This is a genomic window from Fibrobacter sp. UWH4 (assembly GCF_900142475.1).
Taxonomy (GTDB): domain Bacteria; phylum Fibrobacterota; class Fibrobacteria; order Fibrobacterales; family Fibrobacteraceae; genus Fibrobacter.
In genome coordinates this window covers 235,686-258,548 of the sequence record NZ_FRAY01000003.1, presented here as the reverse complement: position 1 = coordinate 258,548, position 22,863 = coordinate 235,686, and the positions used below count along the sequence as shown (strand labels likewise).

Below are 22,863 nucleotides of genomic sequence, written 5' to 3'. Positions count from 1 at the left end.
TGAGTAGACAGTGGTTGGTGATTAGTGGTTAGGACTTATAGTCGCGGCGAAGCGGCCCTATTTACTAACCACTCACATTACATTCCTGCGACAGTCCTATTTAGCTTTATAAACGCATTTACCGGATCGGCATAATTCCAGATTCCGCCCAAAACAGAGACGCCCTGCACGGGGAGTTTTTTTATTTCATCGAGAGTTTCATGGTCAACGCCACCGAAAGCGATAACCTGCGGAACCTTAGGAGCAGATACACCTTGCTCCGAATTGGACGAATCGCGATTTGAATCACGTGCGATTAATTTATCCGCAACCAATCCGGCACCGAGCGTTTCGACCGGTTCGTAGACGGACTGCGGCTGGAACACGGGCCCCACCAAAGCCCCTGCTACCCACTCGGGAAGCATTTCAAGCTGTTCAAGCTTGCGGCAAAAAGCGATACAATTCACACGCTTCCAGCTTTCGGGAACATCTCCCAAAAGCGAAGTCGCCTCGGCGACGCACCCGCGCACATCCAGGTGTTCCGCCAGGTCGGGAGTCCCACGCACCCAGATGCGGTCACGGCATTCCATCGGGAGAGCCATAAGCCAGCGTTCATATTCGCTTTCGGTCGCATAAGGGGCACCGGTACGGCTCCGCTTCTGCAAAATAAGGCGCGAAAGCCCACGAGAAAACATCTGCTCGATATCGTCGAACTCAGCAGAAAAATCGTCAGGTGCGGTCGTAATCCAAAGACGCATAAAAAAAGCCCCGCAAGGGAATGCCCTGCGGGAAATCGACTAAAGCTTCACAGAATCCTGAGAGACGAACTTCTTGATCTTCTTGTCACCCATCCAGAGTTTCTTGTGGCTCTGCAGGTCGGTGAGTTCCAGGTCCACCTGGTAGAAAATAACGGACTTGCCGCCTTCCTGGTCCACGATGGTGTTAATGGTACCGGTCAGCATCCAGTCGGCACCCGTTTCCTGATGAAGATCCTTGGCAGTTTCTTCGGTTGCGTTCCCCTGCTGGTCGGCCACCTCGTTACGAAGTTCGGCGCGTTCGGCGGAATTTGCCACGAAGTCAACCGCCTCGGAATTCAGGAGGGTACGTTCCATGTCCTTAACGAAGGTTTCGACACTGATGTGTTCGTGGCTCTTGTTGCGGATTTTGCCAATGACGATGGTCGGAGTGCGGCCCATTTCGCCAATCACGCGTTCGATCTTGGCGCTGTGCAAGCAGCTCGTAATCATTTCTTCTGCAACCAGGCGAGAGTCGGTATCGTTCCACTTACCCGACAAATCCGTCGTAGATTTTTCATCGATACGGGTCACGGTCTTGCCGCCACCACCGCAGGCAACCATACCGAGAGCACAACCGAGAGCGAGAATCGTAAACAACTTACGCATTAGAAATCTCCTTGTAAATTTTTAAATAAATATATAAAAAATACCGCCGATCGAATGACCAGCGGCATTTTAAATTGTCAAAGAAAAATCGAATTACTTCTCAGCGAATTTCTTAGAGGCGGCCTTGACCTTCGGGTCGTTCTGGGCTTCCTTGATCTTCTGCTTGATACCGTCTTCAATCTGCTTCTTGAGCTTGGCGGCGAGGGCGGGGAAACGTTCTTCCAGGGAATCGCTAAAGACAGCCGGTTTCTTGGGAGCGGGAGCACCCTTACGCTTGGCGTTCAGGGGGCGCTTCTTCTTGGCCGGGGCCTTCTTTTCTTGGGATTTTGTTTCCTGAGGCTTGATTTCTTCTGTGGATTTGACTTCAGTTTCTTCTGACATAATAGATCTCTTGGAAATATTGTTAATTGACGGCGCAAAGATAGTAATTTTTTGATGTTTTCTCAAAAAAGCAATTAAAAATTATGCTTTTTCGAGTCAAAAAACGGGGGTGACCGCCACCTGCGGAACCCCTAGCCGTTCAGTTTCTTGTTTTCTAGCCAATGCGCGAGAACCGTAATGTCAGCCGGGCGGACACCGGGAATACGGCTAGCCTGGCCGAGTGTCAAGGGCTTGTGAGCATTGAGGCGCTGGCGACTTTCGATACTGACGGCGGTCACCTGCATGTAGTCGAAGTTTTCGGGCAGGCGCACGGATTCCATCTTCTTCTGGTCGTCGATTTCGCGGGCCTGCCGGTCGAAGAATCCTGCGTAGATTTCTTCGGCGTACATGAACCACTGGTCGCGGCGAGAAAGATTCAAGTCGGGCACGGCAGCCTTGAAAAGTTGTTCCGGATCGATTCCCGGACGACGCAACACGTTGATCCAACGGGTGCGTTCCGTCGAAAGCGCCTGGCCACCCGCTTCAAGAATCGGATTCGCCTGGTCGGGCGCCGCCGATTCCTCGGCCATACGGGTGCGGGCAATTTCAATCAGATTCTGACGACGCTTGAAGTCCGCATAATCATCATCCGAAATCATGCCAATCTTATGGGCGCGTTCCTTGAGGCGAGCTTCGGCATTATCGCTACGGAGGAACAGTCTGTATTCGGCGCGACTCGTGAACATGCGATAAGGTTCATCCAGCAGAATGTTTACCAGATCGTCCGCCATGACGCCCAAGTAGCTATCCGAGCGACCAAGAATCAAAGGTTCTTCGCCCTTGACCTTCAGGGCGGCGTTGATACCCGCCAAAAGCCCCTGACCGGCAGCTTCTTCATAGCCGCTCGTACCGCAGACCTGACCCGCAAAATAGAGCCCCGGAACCTTCTTGCATTCAAACGTCGGGAAAAGCTGCGTGGCATCCACCGAGTCATATTCCACAGCATAGCCAATCTGCAACACACGGGCGCGGGTCAATCCCGGAATCGTATGAATAGCCGCAAGCTGAATATCCGCCGGCAAGCTAGAACTGAAACCGTTGATGTAGACTCGACCGATATCGGCCTGTTCCGGTTCCAAGAAAAGCTGATGACCGTCACGATCGCCAAAACGATTAATCTTGTCTTCGATACTCGGACAGTAGCGCGGGCCCTTTCCATGAATGCGTCCGCTAAACATCGGGCTATCCTTAAAGCCACTGCGCAGAATATCGTGAGTTTTCAGGTTCGTGCGGGTAATCCAGCACACGCAATCGTTTCGAACAAATTTATTCGTCGGGTCGCCCCAGAAATAATCCGCATCGCGGCCTGGCACCGTGTTTGCCAAGTGACGATCGCTCATGGGCCACGGAGTATCGTCGCCACGCTGAATATCGCACTCATTAAAGTCGATGGAATCAGGGTCCAAGCGGCTGGGAGTCCCCGTCTTCAGGCGACGGAGCGCAATCCCTTCGCGTGCAAGGCATTCTGAAAGTTTATCGGCACTCGGCTCACCCACTCGCCCACCGATGCTGGTTTCAAGCCCGGTAAACATCTTGGAAGCAAGGAAGGTCCCACTCGTAATCACGAGCGAGCGCGTGATGTAGCGTTCGCCATTCAGGAGCGAAAGTTCCAAGCGACCGTCAGCCATTCGCGAAAAAGCAGCGAGTTCCCCCTGAATCACCGAAAGCCCCGGAAGGCTTGTAATGACTTCGCGTGCCACCTCGCTGTAGTACTTCATGTCGCATTGGGCTCGCGGACCCCACACGGCCGGCCCCTTGCTCATATTGAGCATGCGGAATTGGATGCCCGCCTTGTCGGTGAGTAATCCCATCAGGCCACCGAGCGCATCAATGTCTCGGACAATCTGCCCCTTCGCCACCCCGCCTACGGCCGGGTTACAGCTCATACGACCGATGGCATTAATATCCATCGTGAGCATGGCGGTCTTTACGCCCAATTTCCAAGCGGCGTGGGTCGCCTCGATACCGGCATGACCACCGCCGACAACGACTACATCGAATTCTGCGATTAGAGACATAAGATAAATTCAGAATTCTGAATTCGGATTTCGGAATTTTTCCTCCAACTCTGAATTCTGAATTCCGAAATCTGAACTATTTCTTTTCTTCAGTCTTCGGAGCTTCGGGCTTCCATTCAACATTCTTGCCGGAAAGGATTCCAGCAAGGTCCTGCTTGAGTTCTTCCTTCTGGCTTTCGAAGGCGGCATACATCTTGTAAGTGCCATCCGGATTTACGGCGTAGACCTTCGGAACATAGCCGTCGCTATAGAGTTCGCCGAACTGGCGGGATTCGTCCCAGACCACGTTAACAGTTTCGTCCCACTTGGCGTTGTCCATGAACTTGCGGATACCGACCTTCTGGTTTCCACCGCTGGCCACAGCGAGCGTCGTGAGGCCCTTCGGAGCCAATTCCTTGGCAATCGCAAGGATTTCAGGTGCAGCGTGAGCGCAATGTCCGCAAGTGGCGGAGAAATAGAACACGAGAAGCGGCTTGTTCGCGAACGGTTCGAGATTTTCGAGTCCAGATGCAATCGCCTTGTCGACGGAAATCTTGGTAGCCTTCACCTTCAGGTTAAACTTCTGCGGCATGCCGTTAGCAAGGGTATCGCCACGGAGCGGAGCAATTTCTTCCTTCAGTTTGGCTTCTTCTTCCTGCTGTTTTTTGAAAGCAGCCTGACGCAGTTCCTGGATTTTCTGCTGGTAACGCTGGCCGACCGCAGTCAGAGAATCCTGCGGGAGAGAAAGAGCAACCGTCGAGTCAGCAACCTTGGCTACAGATTCCTTGACACCCAGAATGAAATAGTCGACATCAAATTCAGTCTGGAACTGGTTACCGATTGCAATAAGCTGGTTTGCAAACTGGAGACCAAGCAGGTAAGAGAACTTGGTATTGTCCGGAGAATCACCAGCAACCGTCACTGCAGCACCCGTAGAAGCAGGAGCCTTTGCGACAGGCAGAGTCTTCGAAACAGAATCCACATAAGCCCTGATCTTTTCCTGGTTGCCTTCGGCCAACAGGGCGCTATCGGGGCGAAGCATCTCGTTGCGGGTACGGGCGATTACCGTGTAACGCTGGCTCACGGCCTGCAGCGAATCCGGAGTCATCTGAACCTTGAAGTTCGTATCCTTATTCGCCTTTACATTGTCGTGAATCGCCTGCAGCAGGGCATCTTCATAGAGTTCTTCGCCCATCTGGCGCGGAATAATCGTAAAATTCTGGCCACCGAACTGAGCACCTAGCATATAGGCAAACTTCTGGTCGTCGGTAGAATTTGCAGTAATTGCGGCCGGAGCCTTGGATTCGGCCTTGTCGCCACCCATCTGGTCGCAACCCATAAGACCAAAAGCAGCCAACGCTGCAGAACCAAGAGCAATCTTCTTCATGTCCATAAGAATCTCCTTAGAGAAATTTTTTTCGGAGAATAATATAGAAAAATGACTTTTTAAAAAAGTTTCAAAAAAACAGAGGTTATAAATAAAAAGCTTTATTTTTGCGGGAGGGGACCCAGCTCGGAGTTGCGAAGGCCGCCCGGTCCCCTCCCTGCACCCTCCCCTTCCCTGGCCGACGCTTTTTTTCTAATAAAATATCCTATAGCATTCGCTATAGGATTTATCTTCATTATAAAATAATTTTTTTTGCACCGAAGGTGCCCGCGAAGAAACTAGTTTCGAGCGCAGGGAGAGTTTTAGGGAGGGAGAACCCCTCCCTTGTCATTACTCAGCGAAATATTCCTTCGCCTTCGCGACGACGTCTTCCACCTTGACCATGGAGAATTCCTTTTCGTTGCGGAACTTCCATTCGACTTCACCGTTCGCAAGTCCCTTCTTGCCGATGGCGATACGCACCGGAGAACCCCAGAGGTCAGCGTCCTTGAACTTCACGCCCGGACGTTCGTCGCGGTCGTCCACGAGCACGTCAATGCCGGCGGCTTCGAGTTCCTTTTCGAATTTTTCGGCGAGTTCAACGAGTTCGGCATCCTTGCCGATGGGGACGATTTCCACCTGGAACGGAGCGATGGACTTGGGCCAAATCGGTCCGAAGTCATCGTGGCTGTTTTCCACGACGGAAGCCATCAAACGGCCCACGCCGATGCCGTAGCAGCCCATGATGGCCGGAGCGGTGGTCTTTTCGGCGGTGAGGAACTTTGCGCCCATGGATTCGGAGAACTTGGTGCCGAGCTTGAAGATGTTGCCCATTTCGATACCGCGAGTTTCCGTGAGGAGTTCACCGCAGCAAGGGCACTTGCAGACTTCGGAAGCTTCGGCAATGTCGGCCACTTCGAACTTCGGGAAGTCGCGCTTCGGGTTGCAATGCTTGAAGTGGAAGCCTTCTTCGTTGGCGCCGGTCACGAGGTCGAAGGAATCGGCAATCGCTTCGTCCACGATGACGCGCGTATCGTGAGAATTGATCGGGGAAGCAAAGCCCGGAACCATGCCGCATGCCTTGATGAGGCTGTCTTCGGCCGGGTAAAGTTCCTTGGCCTTCAGCAAGTTGTGAAGCTTGATTTCGGAAACGTCGAGGTTGCCCGGGACAACAACCGTGATGAGCTTGCCTTCGAAGTCGAAGAACACGCACTTGGCAGTCGATTCGGCAGGCACGTTCAGGAACTTGGTAATTTCTTCGATGCTTTCGCTGTTCGGCGTGGCGACCTTTTCGAGGGCTGCATTTTCGTCGCCCTTGAACGGCACACGCTGGAACTTCGCAATTTCGCGGTTCGCCTGGTAGCCGCACTTCTTGCAGAGAATCAAGTAATCTTCGCCGTTCGGAGTGTCGAGCATGAATTCGTGAGCGACCTTACCGCCCATGATACCCGTATCGCTCTGCACCACCACCGGTTCAATGCCCACGCGACGGTAGATGCGCAGGTAGGCGTCGTATTCTTCCTGGTAGTGACGGTCCAGGTCTTCCTGGCTGGTGTGGAAGCTGTAGGCGTCCTTCATCAGGAATTCGCGAACGCGGATCAGGCCGCCGCGGGCACGGGCTTCGTCGCGGTACTTGGTCTTGAACTGGTAGAGCATCACCGGCAGCTGCTTGTAGCTGTTGAGCACGTAGCGCACGAGGTCGGTCATGGCTTCTTCGTGCGTCATGGCGAGCACCATGTTGTGGTTGTTGCGGTCCTTGAAGCGGAGCAGTTCTTCCCCAATGGCCTGGTAACGGCCCGATTCGCTCCAGAGTTCAGCAGTCTGTACCACCGGCAAGTCCACTTCGATACCGCCAATCTTGTTCATTTCTTCGCGGATGATGTTCACGATCTTCTGGATCACGCGGAAACCTATCGGCATCATGGAGTAGATACCGGTAGAAACAGGCTTGATGTAGCCGCCGCGCATCAAAAAGATGTGGCTCGGCATGGTGGCGTCGCTCGGCGTTTCGCGGAGCGTCACGTAAAAGTACTTGGAGAGTTTCATGGTTTTTGCCTTTTAAAATTTTTTACGGCGTAAATTTAGCTAAAACGAAGACGCTCGACAAGAATCGAGGCCTGCAAAACTATTCAAAGACCTTTATCCGAAGCATTTCTGCTCCCACTTTTACAAGATAAATCCCCGCTGAAGGCATCTTTACATTTATCGTACCCTTAACAGAACCACGAGTTATTGTTTGCCCCATAGAGGAGAATATAACATACGGTTGAGATATGGAACTTGAAATCTGTATTGAAGAACCAAATGTCTGAATACCAATATACGGCCGTTTCACAAAAGACGGACCTTTTGATGCGACTCCATTTTTTACAGAGAATCGAAGAATTCGTTTTCTTGCACTTCCATTCGCTATCGGCCAAAATTCAACGATATAAGAGCCATCTACAAGCTGTTTTGTATTAACATGAATACTTTGTTTATCGAAATAAACAACATCATTTGCATCCGAGGTCATTTTCTTTTCAGCCTGAATCAGAGTTCCTTCCACGGAAGAAACCGTATACATAAAAGCTAATTTATTCACATTATCATAATAGGTCGGTTCAAAATCATCTTTTAAACAATCATACCTCAGCTGACATTCTGAACGAACATCATAATATTGCCATGTTGAACGTTCCTGAATATTACAGAAACATTCACCTTCTTTTTCACAAAAACAATCTTTACCAGGGATTTCGCAATCGTAATTTAAATCAGGATAGAAATAAATTTCCCTTCCCATTTCAAGATTCAACGCAACAAGCTCCGTTTCGCCGTATGCATATCCGTTTATCCCCACAAGAGATTTTCTCTCATTATCCATTTTTTTTACTAAATAAATTGAATCTGGAGTTTCCGAGCAATATTTCCATGAATGAAAGAACCATCCGTCATACCTTTCATCAGGCTGCATTTCCCATGCTCTAGAAAAATCATAAGCATCTATCGCAACAGGTATTTCGTCAATCCATTCTTTATAATCAGGAACAAGGATATATAAAGTTTTTACATAGTAATCAAAAGAATCTTTTTGAGCATAATGCAATTCCTTACGAATATCAAAATAAGAAAAAACATCCTCACCATTCACTATTTCACGCGAAGATGAATCCGCAACGAAAAAAATTGTATCCTGATTTATTGCATCACTCAACAATTTCATCATTAGAGGACTTGCTGTTTTAGAACAATAGCCGTCTAAACTTATTGGATCAAGATAAGAGGAATCCCTACGCGAATAAATTAGAATCGAATCGGGAACTTCATTTTTATCCCATGAATAATGATACCATCCAACATATTCATCAGCAGACATGGAAACAGTATCACCATTTTCCAAATTTTTGATTGCAGGAGGAGCCTCAATCCATTCCTTATATTCAGGAACGAATAGATAGAAGGTAAATGTTTCCGCCTGTAAAAAGGCAACAAGGAAGATTACAAATTGGATTATTTTTTTCATCGTTCTACCTACCTAACACATACGTTTTTTTTACAATAGGATCAAAGTCTACACGATATATTTGAGTATATTGATGAACAGTAATATCTTTGGCAAAAAAAAGTCCATATAATACTTTAGTATTTTGTCCTAAAATAAGTTTAGATAGAGGGGCAAATATAGTTCCACCAAAAGGTCCTTCTATAAACATATTCTTTGAAACATAAAAAAAATTGGCACAAATTTCATTTTTCACCCATCTTATTTTTTAACACCTTAAATTTAATTAATTTATGACAATTTCATCCTTATTCAAAAAAATTGAGCAAATAAACATTTCTTTATCTTTGTATTCGGATTAAAAGCCTCCCATTTTTGTATTTTTTTGCCATGGAGTTCGTGAACAAGTTGCGGGAAAAGCCCGCTGTCAAAAAAATTGAGAAATTCTTTCCCGCGATAGCCTTTTTGGGCGGTTTTGCATGGGATTCCATAACGCTCGGGCAAATGGTCTATGGGTCCGACATTCTTATCCTACTCGCCTATTACACCGGTGCGCTTATTCTGGTAATCTTGCTTTCGGCGCAGCTGGAACACCCCGAAGGCTGGACCACAGAACGCCTGCAAGCGCTGGCGGAGGCTCAGGCAAAACCCAAGCAAAATACGTCATCAGCAACTACACCACCCAAAACTCACGCTCCTGCAGAAACGGCCGTCGAATCTAAATTCAAGAAGGCAGCAGCTCTCCTTGCAGAAAAGGCCCCCGCCAAGGCAATTGAAGCGGCGAACCGAGCGGCACAAGAAGCGAAAGACGCCGCCGCCAAGGCATCCGCCCAAGCAAAGGATGCCGCAGTCAAGGCGAAAGATGCCGCTAGCAAGTTCGCCAAGAACGTCGGCTATGAATCGACCGCCATTCCCGAAAATGCGATTGTCGTGCGCCACCGCTTTTTGGACCGCGAGTGGAGCGAAACCTGGAAGCAGCGATTCACCTGGGCAGTCCAGTTCTGCTTCGGCGGCCTGTTTAGCGCCCTTGTAGTCTGCTATTTCAAGAGCAGCGGATCCCTCGCCTCGTTCCTACTCGTTATTTTGTTAGCAATCCTTTTGGTCGGTAACGAATTCTTGCAGAAGAAATACGAAAGTTTCGGAGTGAGCCTCGCCTTTTTCTGTCTGCTGGGCACCATGTTCATGAACTTTGCCATTCCGCACTTGGTTCATCGAATCGGATTCATTTGGTTTTTCCTGAGCACGCTACTTTCGTTCGGAATGTGCATGTTTATTTGGAAAATTTCGCACCGCAAAAAGAGCATTCTCGTAGCCCCGGCGCTCATCAGCATTCTCCTGGTGGTCGCCTACATTATGAACTGGGTTCCGCCCGTTCCGCTCGTGCTCAAGCAAAAAATTGCCTGCCAGAATTTTGACAAGGCAACCTACACCTGCGACATCGATGACCCAAATATTTTCCAGAGCATCGGGTTGCAGATTCCGAGCGTACACAAGGTTGATTCTTCCGAGGTTTATTTCCTCGCCTCGATTTACGCACCGGCAAAACTCAAGGCCGAACTGGAATACCTATGGTACTACCAGGATCCTCAAACCAGCAAGTACAAACTGACGGACCGCATTTCTTCGGGACGCATGACGCTAAACGGAGGCCGCGAATCGGGCTTCAGGACGTTCACACGCAAAAAGAACACGCCCCCGGGCAAGTACCGCGTCGAAGTCGCGTACAAGAACGGGGCCGTCATTGGTTCGGGAACCTTCGAAGTCTTTGGCGAACCGCCTGAAGACGGTTTTGTTCGTGACACCCTCCGCTAATTTCTATATTTAAACTATGAACGATTTAGAAAACGATCCTATCCTTAACGCTAGTTCCATTAACAGCGAAGATTATTGGTTTCTAAAACTGAACAACAAAGATTTGCAAAATGAACAAAATCAAGACAGCAACACTGCAGGGCAAGTGGACAGGCAACAGCCAAACCAATAACCAGTGGTACGTGGACCAGGCGCTTGCGCTCAAGGGCAAGGGAATCGACCTGGTCGTTCTCCCCGAGATGTTCCATACGCCGTATTTTCCGTTCGAGGAAAATGCCGACTTTTTTGACATGGCCATCGAAAAAGATAGCCCCATCGTCAAGCAGTGGCAGGATATTGCAAAAGAAATCAACGCGGTGATCGTTTTCCCGTTCTTCGAGAAGCGCGCCCGTGGCATATACCATAACAGCGCCTTCGTTTTTGAACGCGACGGAAGCATTGCCGGTCTTTACCGCAAGAGCCACATTCCTGACGATCCGGCTTTCTACGAAAAGTATTACTTCATTCCGGGCGACACGGGTTTTGAACCCATCAAGACGAGCGCCGGTACGCTGGGCGTGCTGATTTGCTGGGACCAGTGGTTCCCCGAAGCGGCCCGCATCATGAGCCTGAAGGGTGCGGACATCTTGATCTACCCCACCGCTATCGGCTGGATGAAGTCTGAACCTGCCGAAATCTACCCGCGCCAGCAGGACAGCTGGGTCACGGTGATGCGCGGACACGCCATTGCGAACCGCACCTTCGTACTTTCGGCAAACCGTATCGGCACCGAAGGCGAACTCACCTTCTGGGGAACGTCGTTCGTGGCAGCCCCTGATGGCTACTTGATTCACAAGTGCGACACCGATTTCTTGGGTGCAAGCATCGTAGAAATCGACCTGAAGGAAACCGAAGAAAATCGCCGCTGGTGGCCGCACTTCAGGGATCGCCGCGTAGACCTTTATGGCGACATCCTGAAAATCTGGGGAACGAATTAAGTCAACTTGGATCCCCTCCCGTTGGTCGAGGATGACGCGATTACAAAAGTCATCCTGGAGCGCAGCGACGGAAACCAGTCTTGGATTCATCAAGAATGACTCTTATGGTAGATAGTAAATATGGCTAAAACAAATGTACGTTACCCCGCCGAATGGGAAGAACAGGCCGCCACGTGGCTCGCATTCCCGCACAACAAAAAGAACTGGTACGGTGAACGCGGAGAAATGATCCGCAAGTTCTATGTCGATCTGATTCGCACAATTAGCGAATTTCAGCCCGTGAATGTGCTGGTTCCTAAAAAGGATTTTTTGACGACGGAAGAAAAAATTGCCGTTGCCGACCGCCCTTACCCGGCTAGTTTCTTTACCATCAAGACAGACGACATCTGGATTCGCGATTACGGTCCGTTCTTCTTGAAGAAGGGAAAAGAAACGATTGTTTCTGAAACGGTCTTTAACGCCTGGGGCGCAAAGTTTCCGCCTTGGAAAAATGACAACGAAATTCCTGCTCGAATCGCCGACATTTTTGAATACAAGAAGGGCGTAAGCGTCCCGTACATTTTTGAAGGTGGCGCTATCGAAGTCAACGGCGACGGCCTCGGCATTACCACGCTGGATTGCCTGACGGGCAAGAACCGTAATGAAGCAAAGGATATCAAGAAGGTTGTCAAGGCGCTTTGCAAGGCCTTCGGGCTCCGCGACATGTTGGTGCTCCCCCACGGTTTGCATGGCGACCACACCGACGGACACATCGACAATGTGGCGCGTTTCGTGGCGAAGGACCGCATCGTGATGTGCGAAGCCACCGACAAGCGTTCCCCGAACAATATTATTCTGACCGAAGCAAAGTACTTGATCGAAACCTGGCTCAAGAGCCATTACGGTAAGTCGGCGAAGGTCGATACATTGCCGCTCCCGCCGCAGCGCAAGCTCGACGACGGCCAGATTCTGCCGGCCAGCTACATGAACTTCATCTACGCCAACGGGGCACTCATTTTCCCGAAGTACAAGTCGCCGAACGACGCTGTCGCCAAGCGCTACTTTGAAAGCGTGTACCCCGACCGCAAGGTCATCGGGCTGGACTGCCGCACCGTGATTGAAGAAGGCGGCAGCCTGCATTGCATGAGCAAGCATGAAAGTTTTTAAGGGAAGCCCTTAAAAACTTTTTATAATGCGGGAGGGGCCCCAGCTCGGAGTTGCGAAGGCCGCCCGGTCCTATAAAGACCGAATCGGCTAGAATCAACAAGGAACTTCCCCAACGCCGATTCTCTCGCTGACACGACTCGTCAATACGAGTCGTTTTCAGCTCACAGCGATGGGTGTGCTTACATTAACTCTTCTTCGAGTAACTTCTGCACATATTGAGCGTAATTCTGTAGACTCGGATCTCGCGCACCCATCAGCAGAATCGTGTCGCCGGGCTGGGCGTATTCCACCATTTTTTTGGCGCATTCGTTGCGGTCGGCGATGTAGATGGCTTCGCAGCCCTTGAGCAGGAGGTCATCGGCAAGGTCACCGGCGCTGATGTCGCGGGTGACGGTGCCGCCGGCGTAGTAGATTTCGCTGAAGAACATCACGTCGTTTTCACGGTCGTCGTCAAAGTCCTTGGGGCGGAGCGTCTTCGCGATAAATTCCACAAGGTCTTTGCGCAAGAATCGCGTGGGGCCAAAGCCGTGAGGCTGGAACCAGGCGATGACGCGGCCCTCGGTAAAGTCCTGGGCGCTCTTGATGCTGGCGGCAATCTTTGCCGGATTATGCGCGAAGTCATCCACCAGAGTCACGCCGTTGAAAGCCCCTAAAATCTGGTGGCGGCGGAACACGCCGGGGAACGTCGCAAGGGCGTCGGCGCAAGTGTGGAGCGTTACTCCTGCGCGGAGTGCGGCAGCCGTTGCAGCCAGGGCGTTTTCCATATTGTGCTTGCCCGGGAGCGGTACCACGAACTTCACAAGTTCTGCATTGTGGCGCACGCGGAACTGAATGGACGTGCCGACTGACTTGAAATCCGTGCCCTGCACGCCCACATAGTTTTCGAAGCCAAAATCGAATTCGCGACCGGCGCTAAACTTCTTGGCCAGCGGATGCGCATCGTTTACAATCAGAATCTTGCCGTTATCAAGAATGTTGTGACTGAACTTGAGGAAAATTTCCTGGAGTTCGCTCAATTCCTTGTGATCCTTGTCCACATTCAGAATCAGACCGATTTCGGGTTCGTAGCGCACCAGCGTTCCGTCGCTTTCGTCTGCTTCGACCACGAGCCATTCACCCTTACCGGACACGGCGTTACCGATCTTGCCTTCCTTCTGCAAATTCACGAGGCCCGCCCCCGTCATGACCGACGGCTGGAGGCCCGCATATTGCAGAATGTGATAAATCATGGCGGTCACGGTGGACTTTCCACTGGTGCCCGAAACGGCGATGGTCTTTGCTTCCTTAGAAATCTTTGCGAGCATTTCGCTACGGTGCATTACCGGGATTCCCAGTTCCTTGGCGCGTTTGAGATCCGGATTCGTATCTTCGATGGCGGTACTCACCACCACCGCAGAGAGACCCGCGACAACGCCCGAGCCGTCTTGCGGAAAGCACTTGACGCCACATTCTTCGAGCTGAGTCATCACAAGCGGCTTTTCTGCTGCACCGAACTGGCGGTCAGATCCGCTAATAGAAACACCCTTGCCAACCAAATACTGGGCGATGGCACTCATGCCTACGCCCGCTACACCGATAAAAAAGTAAGATTCCATGTCAGGAAATGTAGTAAAAGACGTCTATTTTAGCTATCATACCGGGCTACAGCGCTTCGACTTCTGCCGGAGTAAGTCCAGAAACTGCCACGATTTTCTCAGTAGAATCACCCATGGCCTTTATAGAGTTCCTTTTGAAAAAGAAAAACATCCAATTTCTTGGATGTCTCCGCACACTTTTCAGAACTGCACCGAGAATATAGAAAGGTATTCACTCTTGGCAAAAATGTGTTTGTAAAACTTGTGTAAAAAGAAGTGCGCTTTAGCGCATACGAGGTTCTAGCGACTCGATTTTGTATGCATTGTGGTTGAATTTCTTGATAGACTTCTTGTTGTTCTTCTTTGACATAATAACTCCCAATGGGCTTTTGACGCCTGCGGCGTCCGCGGCGTCGTTCGGTCATGCCAAAACGCAAGCGTTTTGTCGCGACACTCACTTAGCACGCTTTTGACGCCTACGGCGTCCGCTGCGGCGGCTCTCTTATGCGTGCGCAAGCGCCCGCGCAGTAGAGCCTTGCACGCTTTTCCCCAAAGCCCTGCTTTAATGTTAAACATTTGTTAAAAAAGATTACTCTACGATATAATCTTTCACACAGCGAACAGCCGCTTTATTTTGTTTGTAACTACGATGTCTAAATTCGACCTTATCTGCATTCAAAAAAGTGGTCAAGAAAACTGATCCCGCAAACTTTGACGTATCAGAGACCTCTTGAGGAGTCCAAAACGGGACATATTCGCCCATTCCTTCATAGTTACCAACATAATATCCGCCTCCAAGCAGTGCAGAAAATCCAACCTGATCCGTTCCCATAAAAAGTTTCGAAAGCATCTTGCCGCATCCAAAATCAGTCGACGGAAGTCTACGCCACTCAAATTCATTCATAACATGCCACCCCTCCGGGCATATTCCTTGATGCTGACGCCTTTCTGAATTGTCTTCATCAAAAACATTCGGACAATCAGCAGATGACCCTAGAAAAAGGGTGTCGCACGCCCGGTGGAAATTCATCGCTTCGCTCCAGGAATAAAGTCCGTCGAAACCGTTTTCGCAATACCAGGGATCATCGTTGTAGCAGAACTTTTCGACAACGCCGTCGGCGTTCGTTGCCGAGTCTACGGGAACCATCTCGCCATAATTAAGGTTACTTGCCATCGCTACTATATTCGACGATATATAAGGCTTCGCTGCATACGTAATAGTTCTGTAGACGTTTCCATCGCGAGGGTCCGTAAACTCGCCATACTCGACATTTTCATTATACTGTTTCGACATATCGTAGTAGCTGCTACTTGAGATTTCTGACGAACTAGATTTAGCCAAGGGAATCCAAAAACCATCATGACAAACAAATTCAACACGTTGGCGATTTTCATCTAAAGAAATCTTTTCGCGTCCCTCATATTCTTCTTTACAAGGATCAAGACTACTTGACGAAGATTTGACAGAAGAACCCTCATCGGAACTAGATGTATCCGAGCCAGAGTTCACTGAGGAGCTACTATTTTTGCCAATTGCCGAGCTAGAAGACCTCGAACTTCCACCGGAAGACGTTCCTTTGTCCGTAACGGAACTCGAGGAGAAGACTTCATCACCACCGCCACTGCTCGAAACTTCCGCAATCGGGTCAGGGTCAGTACTGCTGGAACCGCTGTCACACGCAGTGAACGCCGCAAAGACAAGAGCAAATACTAACCGACCAAAAATGGATTGCTTCGCCCTTACAGGGCTCGCAATGACGTTTGTAAAAATCTTCACAGAAGACCTCCAGTTGTAAAATCCCACAAAAACCTCCTAACCAACCTAAAAATAGTAAAATGGGGCAAAAAACTGGAAAATTTAAGGAATTATACCATTTTTGTCTTTTTACAATCAATTTTGACAACCAGATGACTGTCAAATTTTATATTCATACCATGAACTTCTCGGATTCAAGATTCACGACGATTGCGCACCGCAATTTGTGGGGCGAGTGGACTTTCGTGTTCGAAAAATCCAAGCTGTGTAGTCTGCGCTATACGGGAGAAGGCGTGCCGAGTTCGGTTCAGGCCTGCGCCTATGCCGAGCCGGATATGGTTCAAACACTATCTTCGACGGTGGCCCGCGCCTACCGCAAGGCCGTACAGCAGTTGAACCTGTACTTGGCCGGAAAGCTTCACGAATTTTCGCTCCCGCTTAAGGTGTACGGCACCGATTTCCAGAAAAAGGTCTGGGAAGCCATCGCCGAGATTCCTTACGGAGAAACACGCACCTACCAGCAGGTGGCCGAAGCGGTTGGAGAGCCCCGCGCCACGCGTGCCGTGGGCGCCGCCCTCCGCGCGAACCCGCTACAGATTATCCTCCCCTGCCATCGCGTGGTGGGCAAGGGCGGAAGCCTGGTCGGCTACGCCCTGGGGCTCGACCTCAAGCGGCGTCTCCTCGTTATCGAAGGCGCCATTCCGCAGGAACTGCTGCTGGAATAATAAGTACTGGATCCTCCCCATTCGGGGACCATGCGCACTAAGGTTACAAAAGCATATAAGGCGAACGCCGCGACAGAATGTTTACATTCTGGCATGGTTGAGCCGAAATTGCGGACGCCAAAGGCGTCCACTAACCAAGTGCTGTCCGGTATCGACCTACGGTCTCCAGGATGACTTAAATCGTTCGTCTACTTATCACTATTATCAAAGGCCTGGGCATCCTCGGGTTCTTCCACAATCCAGTCGCGGATGTGGTCGGCAAGAGCCTTCTGGCCATCCTTTTCGATCGCATCGGCAAGCCCCGTCAGTTCTTCGGCATCAAGCGTCGTTAAATCCTTTTCGAATCGGTCCACGTAGCCCGAAAGTTGTTCGTAACGCTTCATCCCGGCAAGCAGCTGCATAAATTCCAAATCTGCGGTATTGCCGTTACGGAACTGTTCATGTTCCTTGAGAACGCGGTCGGCATCCGCATCGGGCAGGAATGCCGCCAAACGCCCTAGGTTCATCACCTTCGGGAAGGTTTCGTACAAAGTACGGGCTATCTTGATGCAGTCGGACTTGCGGCCTTCCTTGTCGGCAATGGCGGCCTGCAAATCGAGGTACGCTTCTTCGTCTTCGGAACCAGGGTTTCGCACATCGCCGAGCCACTGCTTGGCCAGTTCAAGGTTTCCCGCCATAAACTGCGCATTGGCAATGTCGATAAGTGTCGCATTGCTCTTATCCGGATCCTTCAACAGAGCCGCCTTCGCAAAATTTGCCGCATCCTTGATGGAGTCCGCCATGTCGCAAATGGCATCCAGAATATCTTCGCGGTTCCCCTGGTCAACTTCCGTTACTTTGTCTATAAGTTCAACCAGCAAGGCCTGGGCTCGTTCCTTGGGCAAAATTTCTTCGACGCTCAGGAACACCACCGAGCGGCCTTCACCACCCACATGGCGCATGGCAAGGTCATGAACCAAGTCTGCAACATAATCCTTGTCGGTATACTGCGATGCGAGTTCCACAAAGAACGTTCCGGCATCGTAAAAGAGGTTGTCCCAGTATTCCTTTTCTTCGTCGGTGTCAGCCTTGAACGAAATAAAGTCGGCACGCAACGTCCAGGCCAAAAGTTCCAACTGGTCTTTCGGATTCTTGAAGTTTTCGATATCGTCAATGCCGTTTGCAATAGCCTCGTACAAGTCTTCGGGACGATTTAAAAGTCTGCTCTGTCCGCTTACAATCTGAGTGAGCGTATCACGGAGTTTGTCTTCTTTGCTGCGCATGGCCTGTGCCATGGCCGGAGATTTCCAAATCTTTTTCTTCTTTGCCATGGGTAAAAAGATAGAATTTTTCCGAAGCACAAAAAAAGACCCGGTGCCTCCCCGAGAGAGAAGGACTGCACCGAGTCAAAACACCCAAGTCCGATACCTTGCGACAACAATCCAACGTCGCGGGTAAAAACAAACCTGTATTTTGAAATTATACTCCAATGTGACAAAAAACAAGTTTCTATATTGTAAAATAAGACAAACAGTTAAAAAAATGCTCAAAAAAGGATAAAAACGGCTTATGACTTGCTCCAACTTGAAATATTCCAACTTGGAAGAATACTCCGACCTTCTGGCCAAAAACGCCCAGAAGGCAAGCAAGGCGCTCCGTACCCTCCCGGGCGAAAAGCGTAGCGCCGTGCTGAACCGTGTCGCCCAGATTCTGCGCGACCGTAAGCCGGAAATCCTTGCAGCAAACAAGCTAGACCTCGAAGCCGCCGCCGGAAAGCTCGACGACTCAAAGATGGACCGCTTGACCTTGAACGACGCCCGCATCGAGGCCATGGCCAAGGGCGCCGAAGAAATCGCCTCTTTTGCCGATCCGCTGAACAAGGTACTCGAAAGCCGCGAACTCAAGAACGGCATCAAGATTAGCCGTATCGCCGTACCTATCGGATCCGTGTTCTTTATTTTTGAAAGCCGCCCGAACGTAACGATTGACGGAGCCTGCCTCTGCTTTAAGGCGGGCAACGCCGTGATTCTGCGCGGCGGTAAGGAATCGCTGAATTCCGCCAAGTGCCTCGCCGGCATTTTCCACGAAGCCCTCGCCGAAGAAGGCATCGACCAAGACGCCGTGCAGCTCGTGACTGAAACGAGCCACGACCTGGTGGGCATGCTCCTGCAGCGTAACGACTGCCTCGACCTCGTGATTCCCCGCGGAGGCGAACGCCTGATCCGCGCCGTGGTCGAACAGAGCAAAATTCCCGTGATTAAGCACTTCAACGGCATCTGCCACGTATATGTGGACAAGTCTGCCGACATGGACAAGGCGGTGAACATCTTGATTAACGCCAAGACGCAGCGCACGGGCGTGTGCAACGCCATGGAATGCGTGATTATCGACCGCCACATTGACGCGGCAACCGTCAAGAAACTCATTGATTGCCTCGCCGACCGTGGCGTAGAACTCTTTGGCGATCACGACGCCCAGAGCCACGACAGCCGCATCAAGGACATTGGCGACGACTCCAACTACCACCACGAATACCTCGCCCTCAAGGCAAGCGTCAAGTTCGTCGATAACGTCGCCGAAGCCTGTGACCATATCGAAAAGAACAGCAGCCGCCACACCGAAGCCGTGGTGGCAGAAGACGCAAGCGTGCAGGACTACTTTGTTGCGAACGTGGACAGCAGCAGCGTGATGGTGAACGCGAGTACGCGCTTTGCCGATGGTGGCGAATACGGCCTCGGCGCCGAAGTGGGTATTTCTACCGACAAGTTGCATGCACGCGGCCCCATGGGTGTCGAAAGCCTCTGCAGCTACAAGTGGATTTTGCGCGGAAACGGCCAGGTGCGAGCATAACAGGATTTAAACGATGAGTGTCGAAGATTTGTCTCAAAAGTTGCAGGATTTAGCGAAGGCCCCCAAGTACAGGGGCGCCATTTTCCAGATTGAAGCCGACGAGAAGGGACTCGCCCTCGTCGACGTCAAGGAAGCAAGCCTGAAAGTCTACCTGATGATCGACCCGGAATGCGACAAGATTCTGGAAACGAGATTCTTCACCTACGGTGGTCCCATCTTTACCGCTCTTGCCGATACATTCTGCAAGAAAATCCAGATGGTAACCGTAGACGAAGCTTGCGCCATTACCGCCGAAAGCATCGAACTTGAACTCCGCGACACCCCCGATGTGCGGGCCATCCCCGAAACCGCTCCGGAAATCAAGCAGATGAACACGCTGATCGCAAAGATTCTCACGGAGTACCCCGAAAAGAAGGCAACCGCCATCCTGGTTCGCGAAAAGATGGAACGCATCAAGTACCGCACGCAGACCGCCGAAGGCCGCGCCGAAGCCGATGCCGAATGGAATGCCCTGACCAAGGTGCAGAAGATCGAAAAGGTGGAAGCCTGGCTGCACCAGTCCGTCCGAGGAATGCTCCAGGGCGATGGTGGCGACGTAGAAATCCTGGACCTCACCGACGACAACCGACTGAAAATCCGCTACCAGGGCGCCTGCGCCGGATGCGGCTCCGCCATGGGCGGCACGCTGTTCTACATTGAGGACGAACTCAAGAACAACGTCTACTACAACCTGATCGTGGAACCCGAAGACCCGCTCGACCAGTATAAAGCGAACGAAATGTCCGATGCCGACCGCAACCTGGCCGGCCTCGACGACAACAATCCGCCCCCGAGCCTGTTCTAGTTTTCGCCGAGAGCCTTGTCAAAAAAAGCATTGTCACAAACAGCATCGTCGCAAATGGCGGCGAGCATCTGTTCGTGCGTACAGACTTCCGGCGAAACTCCGTGAATGGAACCTGTAGAATAAAAAGACGTACAGGCACATTCATGCGCATGGCACCGGAAACGCAGAGCGCAACCTACACAATCTTCCTTGTCGCGGTTGAAGAAATCCAGAATATCCCGTGCGACCGCGCCATTCCAAATTTGAGCAGGATCGTCAAAGACATTCCCCATGACGTAGGGTGCGTCTTTTTTGCTGCTGATAAAACGCGTGCAAGGAAAAAGGTTTCCGTTCGCGGCGCAAGCGACAATGCCTTCGGCCACATGGCAGCTCGTAAGACGGTGACGCGCACCCGTCAATCGAAATTTTAGCTTGTCCTGAACAGTTCCCAAGTAAAAAGGAACCTTATTCTTTTTAAGTTCAACCCAAAATCCAGCCAACTTTGTGTACTCACGGGCAAGAACATCGAATTCCTCCCCCGTCCACTTGCCGTCGAAATCGACCGCCGTCGTCATGTTCCTGAACCCCTGGGATTGAATCCAGCGGACAGCATCCGAAAGCGAGCCCATATTTTCACGGGTCACGACTGAAAGAACAACCGTATCAAGTCTACGGAGTGCTGGAATATGCGGTTCTATCAATTTGAAAGAACCCGCCCCGCCAACCTGCTTGCGACAAACATCGTGATGAGCCTCGTGACCATCGAGCGAAAGATAGATGCGGAAATTTTCCCGCTCCAGGAATTCGACAACGGAATCATCGAGCAAAGTTCCGTTCGTATTCACCGCAAAGCGCAAGCGAAATTCGCTCTCGCCAAGCCGTTCACGCACAAGATTCTTGGCAAAATCCACGCCCTTGCGGATGGCGCCCATACAAAGTAACGGTTCGCCGCCAAAGAAAGTGATATTCAGAAACCTCTGGCCAAGCTTCAGGGTTCGTTCAAAAGCAAGCCGAATTGCCGCCTCCATAACGTCATCCATCATCACCAGGCTGCGCGCCTCGTGGCTTACCTTGTAATAGCAGTAGGTGCAACGCAGGTTGCACCGTTCCGTTAAAGAGAGGACGAGATTCATTTTTCGACAGGCTGATTCTCAATAACGTCCGCCAGAGGAGGCGCAATTTCAACCGGATCGCCGGCCAATGGCTCAGGCTCAGATGAACTGGATTGCGGAACCACGTCGCTGAACGAAGAGGACAAGCCCGCAGTCGCAGCACTTGACTCGATACGGCCCTGCGAGGAACTCGAGAGCGTTTTTACGGGAGGAAGATCCGGCGGAAGAATCCCCGCCAAGGGTGGATATTCAACCGAGGAACTCATGGGTGGCTCAAGCCTAGCCGAAGAACTGGATGATTCCAGCGGCGGAACGATTTCGCCAGCGGTCACCTCCAGCGAATCAATTTTGACCGAGGACGAACTTTTCGGGAAATCATCAAAAGCCGAGGACACTCCACTTACAGGAGCAATACTGCTCGAGGATATGTTTTTCTGGTCCGCAGAAGACGAAATTGCATCCTCCGACGAGGAGGAATTTTCATCGGGAGCCGAGATGCTTCCACTAGTCGAAACAGGATCACAGGCTGTCAGCGAAACCAGCGCCGAGACTCCCAACGCGGCAGCAAGACGCCTCTGGGTAGACACCGACCATTCCCGATTCTTTTCAACTTTACTCTTGCGAATATCCATCATCGTCCTCCTTTCTTTTGCATCAATATAAATTATTCAACCTCTTAAAGAGCTGTCCAAGTCGAACAAGGCGAAAAAGTGTGACAAGAACTTATAAAAAATGACTCCTAAATCAAAAAAAACTTGACAGAGCCAAAGATATAGTATATATTTGTGCAGTGAACAGATGTTTATAATCAAAATAGTGCAAAAGGTCCTGTCATGATTGAGCAGATTCGTGGAATTTTGGTTGAAAAGACCCCCACTTTCGTGGTCGTCGACGTCAACGGTGTAGGCTACGGAGTGAATATTTCCGCCTACACCGCGGGCAAACTCCCCGAAGAGGGGGCCGAAGTCACGCTGTACACAAACCTCGTCGTGCGCGAAGACTCCATGACACTCTTCGGTTTTGCCGACAAGACAGAAAAGGACACTTTCCTGATGCTTCTGGACGTGAACGGGGTCGGCCCCAAGCTCGCCCAGCGAATCCTTAGCGGAAGCACCCCGGCAGACCTTCTGAACATGATCGCCAGCGACAACAAGAGCGCCTTGGGGAAAATCAAGGGACTCGGCAAGAAAACTTGCGAACAGATGGTCCTTTCGCTCAAGGAAAAGGCGGGAGCCATGCTATCCGCCCTGGGCGGTGTGGAAGGCTCGGGAATCGCCAGTATGGGCGCACTCACGGGACCGAAGATGGAAGCGGTTCTCGCATTGCATACCCTCGGCGTGAAGGACCCCGCGGCAGAAAAGGCCGTCATGAAAGCAGCCGAAATTTTGGGAGATTCCGCCGATGCGGCAGCCCTTATCCCTGAGGCTTTGAAGTATCTTTAAAAACGTCATTGCGAGCGT

At 50.9% G+C, this 22,863-nt stretch carries 21 protein-coding genes; 8 read left to right on the top strand and 13 right to left on the bottom strand.

Annotated elements, in window-relative coordinates; genetic code table 11:
- Positions 1–77 precede the first annotated feature (77 nt).
- The 8 genes from BUA93_RS06415 to BUA93_RS15895 form a co-directional block, all read right to left on the bottom strand.
- On the bottom strand, positions 78–737 hold the full coding sequence (locus tag BUA93_RS06415; RefSeq protein WP_072978338.1) for a beta/alpha barrel domain-containing protein: 660 nt from the start codon (positions 735–737) through the stop codon (positions 78–80).
- Between the two features lie 39 nt (positions 738–776).
- On the bottom strand, positions 777–1,382 hold the full coding sequence (locus BUA93_RS06410; RefSeq protein WP_072978337.1) for a penicillin-binding protein activator LpoB: 606 nt from the start codon (positions 1,380–1,382) through the stop codon (positions 777–779).
- A gap of 93 nt (positions 1,383–1,475) precedes the next feature.
- Positions 1,476–1,763 carry a hypothetical protein gene (locus tag BUA93_RS06405; protein WP_072978336.1) on the bottom strand — a complete coding sequence of 96 codons (288 nt, stop codon included), beginning with the start codon at positions 1,761–1,763 and terminating at the stop codon, positions 1,476–1,478.
- A gap of 131 nt (positions 1,764–1,894) precedes the next feature.
- Complete coding sequence (gene mnmG / locus BUA93_RS06400) at positions 1,895–3,820, bottom strand: tRNA uridine-5-carboxymethylaminomethyl(34) synthesis enzyme MnmG (protein WP_072978335.1); 1,926 nt, start codon at positions 3,818–3,820, stop codon at positions 1,895–1,897.
- A 76-nt stretch (positions 3,821–3,896) separates the two neighbouring features.
- Positions 3,897–5,192 carry an FKBP-type peptidyl-prolyl cis-trans isomerase N-terminal domain-containing protein gene (locus tag BUA93_RS06395; protein WP_072978334.1) on the bottom strand — a complete coding sequence of 432 codons (1,296 nt, stop codon included), beginning with the start codon at positions 5,190–5,192 and terminating at the stop codon, positions 3,897–3,899.
- A gap of 324 nt (positions 5,193–5,516) precedes the next feature.
- The gene (locus tag BUA93_RS06390; protein WP_072978333.1) at positions 5,517–7,211 is read right to left on the bottom strand and encodes a proline--tRNA ligase; all 1,695 of its coding nucleotides are present in this window, start codon (positions 7,209–7,211) and stop codon (positions 5,517–5,519) included.
- Positions 7,212–7,290: 79 nt separating this feature from the next.
- Positions 7,291–8,670, bottom strand: coding sequence for a hypothetical protein (locus BUA93_RS06385; RefSeq protein WP_072978332.1), 1,380 nt, complete (start codon positions 8,668–8,670; stop codon positions 7,291–7,293).
- A gap of 4 nt (positions 8,671–8,674) precedes the next feature.
- Positions 8,675–8,905, bottom strand: coding sequence for a hypothetical protein (locus BUA93_RS15895; RefSeq protein ID WP_139257836.1), 231 nt, complete (start codon positions 8,903–8,905; stop codon positions 8,675–8,677).
- A 134-nt stretch (positions 8,906–9,039) separates the two neighbouring features.
- On the opposite strand from BUA93_RS15895, the gene BUA93_RS06380 reads away from it, so the two are divergent.
- The 4 genes from BUA93_RS06380 to BUA93_RS06370 all read left to right on the top strand — a co-directional run bounded on the left by BUA93_RS06380 (position 9,040) and on the right by BUA93_RS06370 (position 12,584).
- Positions 9,040–10,461 carry a DUF2914 domain-containing protein gene (locus tag BUA93_RS06380; RefSeq protein ID WP_139257834.1) on the top strand — a complete coding sequence of 474 codons (1,422 nt, stop codon included), beginning with the start codon at positions 9,040–9,042 and terminating at the stop codon, positions 10,459–10,461.
- 16 nt (positions 10,462–10,477) lie between these two features.
- Positions 10,478–10,633 (top strand): hypothetical protein, encoded by a 156-nt coding sequence (locus BUA93_RS16205; RefSeq protein WP_175547382.1) that lies wholly within the window; start codon positions 10,478–10,480, stop codon positions 10,631–10,633.
- Positions 10,572–11,438 (top strand): carbon-nitrogen hydrolase, encoded by an 867-nt coding sequence (locus BUA93_RS06375; protein ID WP_072978330.1) that lies wholly within the window; start codon positions 10,572–10,574, stop codon positions 11,436–11,438. The genes BUA93_RS16205 and BUA93_RS06375 overlap by 62 nt, the downstream gene beginning before the upstream one ends.
- 120 nt (positions 11,439–11,558) lie before the next feature.
- Positions 11,559–12,584: an agmatine deiminase family protein gene (locus tag BUA93_RS06370; RefSeq protein ID WP_072978329.1), complete on the top strand. Its 1,026-nt coding sequence runs from the start codon at positions 11,559–11,561 to the stop codon at positions 12,582–12,584.
- A gap of 179 nt (positions 12,585–12,763) precedes the next feature.
- On the opposite strand, the gene murC is transcribed toward BUA93_RS06370, so the two are convergent.
- Both murC and BUA93_RS15890 read right to left on the bottom strand, forming a co-directional pair.
- The gene (gene murC, locus BUA93_RS06365; protein WP_072978328.1) at positions 12,764–14,179 is read right to left on the bottom strand and encodes a UDP-N-acetylmuramate--L-alanine ligase; all 1,416 of its coding nucleotides are present in this window, start codon (positions 14,177–14,179) and stop codon (positions 12,764–12,766) included.
- 568 nt (positions 14,180–14,747) lie between these two features.
- A complete protein-coding gene (locus BUA93_RS15890) occupies positions 14,748–15,935 on the bottom strand; it encodes an FISUMP domain-containing protein (RefSeq protein ID WP_139257832.1) in 1,188 nt (395 codons plus the stop codon).
- Positions 15,936–16,093: 158 nt separating this feature from the next.
- Between BUA93_RS15890 and BUA93_RS06350 the strand changes: the two genes are divergently transcribed.
- Positions 16,094–16,639: a methylated-DNA--[protein]-cysteine S-methyltransferase gene (locus BUA93_RS06350; protein ID WP_072978600.1), complete on the top strand. Its 546-nt coding sequence runs from the start codon at positions 16,094–16,096 to the stop codon at positions 16,637–16,639.
- A 188-nt stretch (positions 16,640–16,827) separates the two neighbouring features.
- Here the strand turns inward: BUA93_RS06350 and BUA93_RS06345 are convergent, their stop codons facing one another.
- Positions 16,828–17,949: a hypothetical protein gene (locus BUA93_RS06345; RefSeq protein ID WP_072978325.1), complete on the bottom strand. Its 1,122-nt coding sequence runs from the start codon at positions 17,947–17,949 to the stop codon at positions 16,828–16,830.
- 238 nt (positions 17,950–18,187) lie between these two features.
- Here BUA93_RS06345 and BUA93_RS06340 point away from each other — a divergent pair, with 238 nt between their 5' ends.
- Both BUA93_RS06340 and BUA93_RS06335 read left to right on the top strand, forming a co-directional pair.
- Complete coding sequence (locus BUA93_RS06340) at positions 18,188–19,468, top strand: glutamate-5-semialdehyde dehydrogenase (RefSeq protein ID WP_072978324.1); 1,281 nt, start codon at positions 18,188–18,190, stop codon at positions 19,466–19,468.
- Between the two features lie 13 nt (positions 19,469–19,481).
- Complete coding sequence (locus BUA93_RS06335; protein ID WP_072978323.1) at positions 19,482–20,312, top strand: NifU family protein; 831 nt, start codon at positions 19,482–19,484, stop codon at positions 20,310–20,312.
- Here BUA93_RS06335 and BUA93_RS06330 read toward each other — a convergent pair.
- Both BUA93_RS06330 and BUA93_RS15885 read right to left on the bottom strand, forming a co-directional pair.
- Positions 20,309–21,424 (bottom strand): radical SAM/SPASM domain-containing protein, encoded by a 1,116-nt coding sequence (locus BUA93_RS06330; RefSeq protein ID WP_072978322.1) that lies wholly within the window; start codon positions 21,422–21,424, stop codon positions 20,309–20,311. The two genes, BUA93_RS06335 and BUA93_RS06330, sit on opposite strands and share 4 nt — an antisense overlap.
- Entirely contained in the window at positions 21,421–22,035 is a 615-nt protein-coding gene (locus BUA93_RS15885) for a hypothetical protein (protein ID WP_139257830.1), read from the bottom strand. The genes BUA93_RS06330 and BUA93_RS15885 overlap by 4 nt, the downstream gene beginning before the upstream one ends.
- Positions 22,036–22,236: 201 nt before the next feature.
- Between BUA93_RS15885 and ruvA the strand changes: the two genes are divergently transcribed.
- Positions 22,237–22,845 carry a Holliday junction branch migration protein RuvA gene (ruvA, locus tag BUA93_RS06320; RefSeq protein ID WP_072978320.1) on the top strand — a complete coding sequence of 203 codons (609 nt, stop codon included), beginning with the start codon at positions 22,237–22,239 and terminating at the stop codon, positions 22,843–22,845.
- The last annotated feature ends 18 nt before the right edge of the window (positions 22,846–22,863 follow it).

Excerpts from the sequence above, each read along its gene's own strand:
- ruvA (WP_072978320.1), top strand. The coding sequence starts at position 22,237 with ATGATTGAGCAGATTCGTGGAATTTTGGTTGAAAAGACCCCCACTTTC.
- BUA93_RS06340 (WP_072978324.1), top strand. The coding sequence starts at position 18,188 with ATGACTTGCTCCAACTTGAAATATTCCAACTTGGAAGAATACTCCGAC.
- BUA93_RS06350 (WP_072978600.1), top strand. The coding sequence starts at position 16,094 with ATGAACTTCTCGGATTCAAGATTCACGACGATTGCGCACCGCAATTTG.
- BUA93_RS06370 (WP_072978329.1), top strand. The coding sequence starts at position 11,559 with ATGGCTAAAACAAATGTACGTTACCCCGCCGAATGGGAAGAACAGGCC.
- BUA93_RS06385 (WP_072978332.1), bottom strand. The coding sequence starts at position 8,670 with ATGAAAAAAATAATCCAATTTGTAATCTTCCTTGTTGCCTTTTTACAG.
- BUA93_RS06390 (WP_072978333.1), bottom strand. The coding sequence starts at position 7,211 with ATGAAACTCTCCAAGTACTTTTACGTGACGCTCCGCGAAACGCCGAGC.
- BUA93_RS06345 (WP_072978325.1), bottom strand. The coding sequence starts at position 17,949 with ATGGCAAAGAAGAAAAAGATTTGGAAATCTCCGGCCATGGCACAGGCC.
- BUA93_RS06395 (WP_072978334.1), bottom strand. The coding sequence starts at position 5,192 with ATGGACATGAAGAAGATTGCTCTTGGTTCTGCAGCGTTGGCTGCTTTT.
- murC (WP_072978328.1), bottom strand. The coding sequence starts at position 14,179 with ATGGAATCTTACTTTTTTATCGGTGTAGCGGGCGTAGGCATGAGTGCC.
- BUA93_RS06375 (WP_072978330.1), top strand. The coding sequence starts at position 10,572 with ATGAACAAAATCAAGACAGCAACACTGCAGGGCAAGTGGACAGGCAAC.
- BUA93_RS06380 (WP_139257834.1), top strand. The coding sequence starts at position 9,040 with ATGGAGTTCGTGAACAAGTTGCGGGAAAAGCCCGCTGTCAAAAAAATT.
- BUA93_RS15885 (WP_139257830.1), bottom strand. The coding sequence starts at position 22,035 with ATGGATATTCGCAAGAGTAAAGTTGAAAAGAATCGGGAATGGTCGGTG.
- BUA93_RS16205 (WP_175547382.1), top strand. The coding sequence starts at position 10,478 with ATGAACGATTTAGAAAACGATCCTATCCTTAACGCTAGTTCCATTAAC.
- BUA93_RS06415 (WP_072978338.1), bottom strand. The coding sequence starts at position 737 with ATGCGTCTTTGGATTACGACCGCACCTGACGATTTTTCTGCTGAGTTC.
- BUA93_RS06335 (WP_072978323.1), top strand. The coding sequence starts at position 19,482 with ATGAGTGTCGAAGATTTGTCTCAAAAGTTGCAGGATTTAGCGAAGGCC.
- BUA93_RS06405 (WP_072978336.1), bottom strand. The coding sequence starts at position 1,763 with ATGTCAGAAGAAACTGAAGTCAAATCCACAGAAGAAATCAAGCCTCAG.
- BUA93_RS06410 (WP_072978337.1), bottom strand. The coding sequence starts at position 1,382 with ATGCGTAAGTTGTTTACGATTCTCGCTCTCGGTTGTGCTCTCGGTATG.
- mnmG (WP_072978335.1), bottom strand. The coding sequence starts at position 3,820 with ATGTCTCTAATCGCAGAATTCGATGTAGTCGTTGTCGGCGGTGGTCAT.
- BUA93_RS06330 (WP_072978322.1), bottom strand. The coding sequence starts at position 21,424 with ATGAATCTCGTCCTCTCTTTAACGGAACGGTGCAACCTGCGTTGCACC.